Origin of the sequence: Mycobacterium sp. shizuoka-1 (assembly GCF_002723835.1) — a bacterium.
Classification (GTDB): Bacteria; Actinomycetota; Actinomycetes; order Mycobacteriales; family Mycobacteriaceae; genus Mycobacterium.
In genome coordinates this window covers 1-1,071 of sequence record NZ_BEWG01000092.1, presented here as the reverse complement: position 1 = coordinate 1,071, position 1,071 = coordinate 1, and the positions used below count along the sequence as shown (strand labels likewise).

Below are 1,071 nucleotides of genomic sequence, written 5' to 3'. Positions count from 1 at the left end.
TATGACCAGATGGCTGAGCCGAAGTGGGTGTTGGCCATGGGGGTGTGTGCGTCCAGTGGGGGGATGTTCAACAACTATGCGGTGGTGCAGGGGGTGGATCATGTGGTGCCGGTGGACATTTATCTGCCCGGGTGTCCGCCGCGGCCGGAGATGTTGCTGAATGCGATTCTGGCGTTGCACGCCAAGATCGCTGAGATGCCGTTGGGGGTGCACCGCGCCGAGGCCATTGCCGCCGCGGAGAAGGCCGCGCTGGCCGCCCCGACCACCCTGGAACTCAAAGGCCTGCTCCGGTGAGCGGCGACGTCTCGGGTTATGGCCGGCTGGTGCGGCGTACGCCCCAGTCGGGCAACACTACTGCGCCGTACGGCGGCTATTTCGATGAGCTTGTCGAGGACCTGGCCAAGGCGCTCGGTGCGGACTTCACCGATGCCGTGGAGCGCGTCGTCGTTCATGCCGGGCAGTTGACCCTCCAGATCGCGCGCGCGTTCCTGGTTGTGGTGGCCCGGGCGCTCCGGGACGCACCGGCGTTGCGGTTCGAATTGTGTTGTGGTGTTTCGGGTGTGCATTACCCGCAGGACGAGGGTCGGGAGTTGCGGGCGTTTTATCCGTTGTTGTCGATCACGCATAACCGGCGGGTGCAGGTGGAGGTGGCGTGTCCGGATGCCGATCCGCATGTGCCGTCGTTGTTTTCGGTGTATCCGACGGTGGATTGGCATGAGCGTGAGACCTATGACTTCTTCGGCATCATCTTCGATGGCCATCCGGGCTTGACCCGTATCGAGATGCCCGATGACTGGGTGGGTCATCCACAGCGCAAGGACTACCCTCTCGGCGGCGTTCCTGTCGAATACCACGGGGCGACAGTCGCCCCTCCCGATCAGCGGAGGGCATACCACTGATGGTCGACACGACTTTCACGCTCACTGGCTGTGATTGGGATGCCATCACGTCCGCGGCAGTCGACGACCACGCGGAGCGGATTGTGGTGAATATGGGTCCGCAGCATCCGTCGACGCATGGGGTGTTGCGGCTGATTTTGGAGATTGAGGGTGAGACGGTCACCGAGGCGCG

Annotated in this window: 2 protein-coding genes and 1 pseudogene; all 3 read left to right on the top strand. The window is 63.4% G+C overall.

Going from position 1 to position 1,071, the window contains the following annotated elements:
• A partial coding sequence (locus MSZK_RS23865; protein WP_371411382.1) for an NADH-quinone oxidoreductase subunit B occupies nucleotides 1–294 on the top strand: 294 nt, incomplete at its 5' end.
• Nucleotides 291–899 carry an NADH-quinone oxidoreductase subunit C gene (locus MSZK_RS23860; protein ID WP_099251019.1) on the top strand — a complete coding sequence of 203 codons (609 nt, stop codon included), beginning with the start codon at nucleotides 291–293 and terminating at the stop codon, nucleotides 897–899. The genes MSZK_RS23865 and MSZK_RS23860, both read left to right, overlap by 4 nt.
• A pseudogene (locus tag MSZK_RS33205) lies at nucleotides 848–1,071 on the top strand (NADH dehydrogenase subunit D); the annotation flags it as partial. The gene MSZK_RS23860 and the pseudogene MSZK_RS33205, both read left to right, overlap by 52 nt.